At 73.7% G+C, this 2716-nt stretch carries 4 protein-coding genes and 1 pseudogene; all 5 read left to right on the forward strand.

What is annotated here, in order from left to right; genetic code table 11:
* Positions 1-295, forward strand: a pseudogene (locus PSH25_RS25555) (histidine kinase); the annotation flags it as partial.
* Positions 292-765, forward strand: coding sequence for a roadblock/LC7 domain-containing protein (locus tag PSH25_RS25560; RefSeq protein ID WP_091402960.1), 474 nt, complete (start codon positions 292-294; stop codon positions 763-765). The pseudogene PSH25_RS25555 and the gene PSH25_RS25560, both read left to right, overlap by 4 nt.
* On the forward strand, positions 762-1250 hold the full coding sequence (locus PSH25_RS25565; RefSeq protein ID WP_238661481.1) for a DUF742 domain-containing protein: 489 nt from the start codon (positions 762-764) through the stop codon (positions 1248-1250). The genes PSH25_RS25560 and PSH25_RS25565 overlap by 4 nt, the downstream gene beginning before the upstream one ends.
* Complete coding sequence (locus tag PSH25_RS25570; protein ID WP_238661482.1) at positions 1228-1986, forward strand: GTP-binding protein; 759 nt, start codon at positions 1228-1230, stop codon at positions 1984-1986. The genes PSH25_RS25565 and PSH25_RS25570 overlap by 23 nt, the downstream gene beginning before the upstream one ends.
* 38 nt (positions 1987-2024) lie before the next feature.
* On the forward strand, positions 2025-2525 hold the full coding sequence (locus PSH25_RS25575) for a hypothetical protein (protein WP_238661483.1): 501 nt from the start codon (positions 2025-2027) through the stop codon (positions 2523-2525).
* Positions 2526-2716: the final 191 nt, after the last annotated feature.

Genomic DNA, 2716 nt, shown 5'->3' on the forward strand with positions numbered 1-2716 from the left:
GGCGGCCGTGGTGGACCGGGACGCGACCGTCGACCTGCCCAGCACCCCGGGCGGCGCTGGCCCCACGGTGCCGCGTGGCGGCGACTCGGCCGATGCCGCACCGGAGCGGCCCCGGTTGAGCCGACGGGTGCCGGGAGCGAACCTCACCGCCATCCCGGCCTGCCAACCGCCCAGCACGCACCTCGGTGACCCGGCCGAGGTCCGCGACCTCATCAACGAGTTCGAGGAGGGCGTCGCCCGCGCTCTCCGCGAAATCAGCCCCGCCCACCGGAACGAAGAAGGATCATCACGGTGACCAGCCCCTTCCTGCACGACAATGTCGACCAGAGCCAGCCCAGCGCCAATGGGGACCTCAGCCCGGAGGCCCGTACGTTCAACTGGCTGCTGGACTCCTTCACCTCCAGCACCGCCGGGGTCCTGGAGGCGATCGCGGTCTCCTCGGACGGTCTGCTGATGGCCATGTCGGCGATCAAGGATCGGTCCAACGCGGAGCGGTTGGCCGCCGTCGTGTCCGGGATGACCAGCCTCGCCGGTGGGGCCGCCAGTTGGTACGCGCTCGGCGGCCTGAACCGGGTGATCGTCGACATGGCCGACGGCTACCTGTTGATCAGCGCGATCAGCAGTGGTTCCGTGCTCGGGGTGGTCGCCGACCGTTCGGCGAACCTGGGCACCGTCGCGTACGAGATGACGCTCTTCGCCGGGCGGGCCGGTGGCGCCCTGACCCCGCGACTGATCGTCGAGTTGAAGAACGCCGTTCAGCAGTGACCCCCGACGTCGCCGGCGAGGATCCGGATCCGGAACCGAGGGTCCGGATCCGCCCGTACCTGCGTACGTCACCCCCGACCGGGGACGGCGCGGCGGCGACACCGGCCCTGCCCGAGCCGGAGCCGGACGGGGGCCAGCCGCCCGGCCCCCGTCCGTTCGTGCTCACCTCCGGGCGGGTGGCGGGCGCCGACCCGGCGATCGGGCTGGAGACCCAGGTGACCGCCCGGATGGACAGCGGCTGGTGGGCCGGCCCGCCCGGTGCCCTGCTGGCACCGGAACTTCAGACGATCATCGCGCTCTGCGCGGAGCCGATCTCGGTGGCCGAGATCTCGGCCCGCGCCCGACTGCACTTCGGCGTGACCCGGGTCCTGGTCGGCGACCTACGCGCCGCCGGGCACCTGGACGTGCACGTCACCGACACCGACGACGCTGTCGACCCCGATCTCATCCTGCGAGTGATTGATGGACTCCGTGCGATCTCCTGAATGGCCGGTCGCCCCGCTCGGCGGGGTCGCCGCGAACAGCGCCGCCGCCCGTTACGGCATGTCCCCGGGCACCGGGCCGATAGTCGGGCGTGCCGGCCCACCGGCGTCCGCGCCGCCGCCGTACCGGCCCTCGTCCGAGACGGGGCCGGTGCCGCCTCCGGCCGGTAAGCGGGCCGCACCGCCGATCCCGGTCAAGATCCTGGTGGCCGGTGGCTTCGGGGTGGGCAAGACCACCACCGTGGGTGCGATCTCCGAGATCGCGCCGCTGACCACCGAGGCCGAGATGACCACCGCCGGGATCGGGGTGGACGACCCGGGTGCCCGGTCCACCAAGACCACCACCACGGTGGCGATGGATTTCGGCTGCGTGACGATCGACCGCAGCCTGAAGCTCTACCTGTTCGGCACGCCGGGGCAGACCCGGTTCGGCTTCATGTGGGACGACCTGGCCCGGGGAGCGCTCGGCGCGTTGGTGGTGGTGGACAGCGCACGGCTGGACGACTGCTTCCCGGCCGTCGACTTCTTCGAGCGGGCCGGGCTGCCGTTCGTCGTCGGGGTCAACGCCTTCGACGGGCGGCTGGCCCTGGAACTCGGCGAGATCCGCTGGGCGCTGGCCATCGGCGATCATGTACCCCTGGTGCAGTTCGATGCCCGCGACCGGCTCTCGGTGCGGGACGCCCTGTTGGTCGTCCTGGACCGCGCGCTGGACCGCGCTACCCGGGACAGGAGGGCCTGAGCCGACCAGCTCCGGCCGTGGCGGGAAGAGGTGATCTGGTGAGGGGCGACCTGGACGAGACGCTGGCCCGGCTGGCCCGACGTGAGGAGGCGTCGCGCCGTCGGGCCACCGACCGTGACGACACCACCGCACCGTCGAGGCCGCCCGGCTCCGGTGGCGACACCCGCAACGCCCGGTCGGGCCGGCACGCGGGGGTGGAAACCCCGAGCGAGGTGGCCGGATGGGGGCCGGTCGAGGAGGTGGCCGAGGCGGTCCGTCAGGTCGTCGGGGCCTACCCGGGGCTGGCGGTGACGGTGCGGGTGGAGCACGCCGGGCGGACGTACCCGATGCGGGTCTCCTGGGACGGGCCTGCCGTCACGGTCGGCCCGGTGCCCCCGCCGACCCCGGTGGAACCTCCGCCGGCCTGGCCGCTCTCCGGCCGGACGGTGTCCGCCTGGGCGCCCGGCCCGGACGGGTTCACGCCGGACCCGGCGGCCCGGTTGGCCGAGCTGATCCGGCGCGACCCGACGTTGTTGGACGAGCTGGATCCGCGGCGCTGACCGGCGGGGCTGGCTGCTGGCGGCTACGGTCGGGCAGTGGCGCAACCCGACCTGACCCTGACGGCGAGCCTGCGGCCGGCGGCGCTGGACGCCCGACGGGGCATCGTGCGCCTGCACCCGGAGGCACTGACGGCGCTGGGGCTGCGCCCCGGCGACACGGTCCGCCTTGCCGGCCGCAGGCTCGCCGTCAG

Source organism: Micromonospora foliorum, from assembly GCF_022229015.1.
GTDB classification, from domain to species: Bacteria; Actinomycetota; Actinomycetes; order Mycobacteriales; family Micromonosporaceae; genus Micromonospora; species Micromonospora foliorum.

Bases quoted from the DNA above. Each gene is read 5' to 3' on its own strand.
- PSH25_RS25570 (WP_238661482.1), top strand. From the start codon at position 1,228: ATGGACTCCGTGCGATCTCCTGAATGGCCGGTCGCCCCGCTCGGCGGG.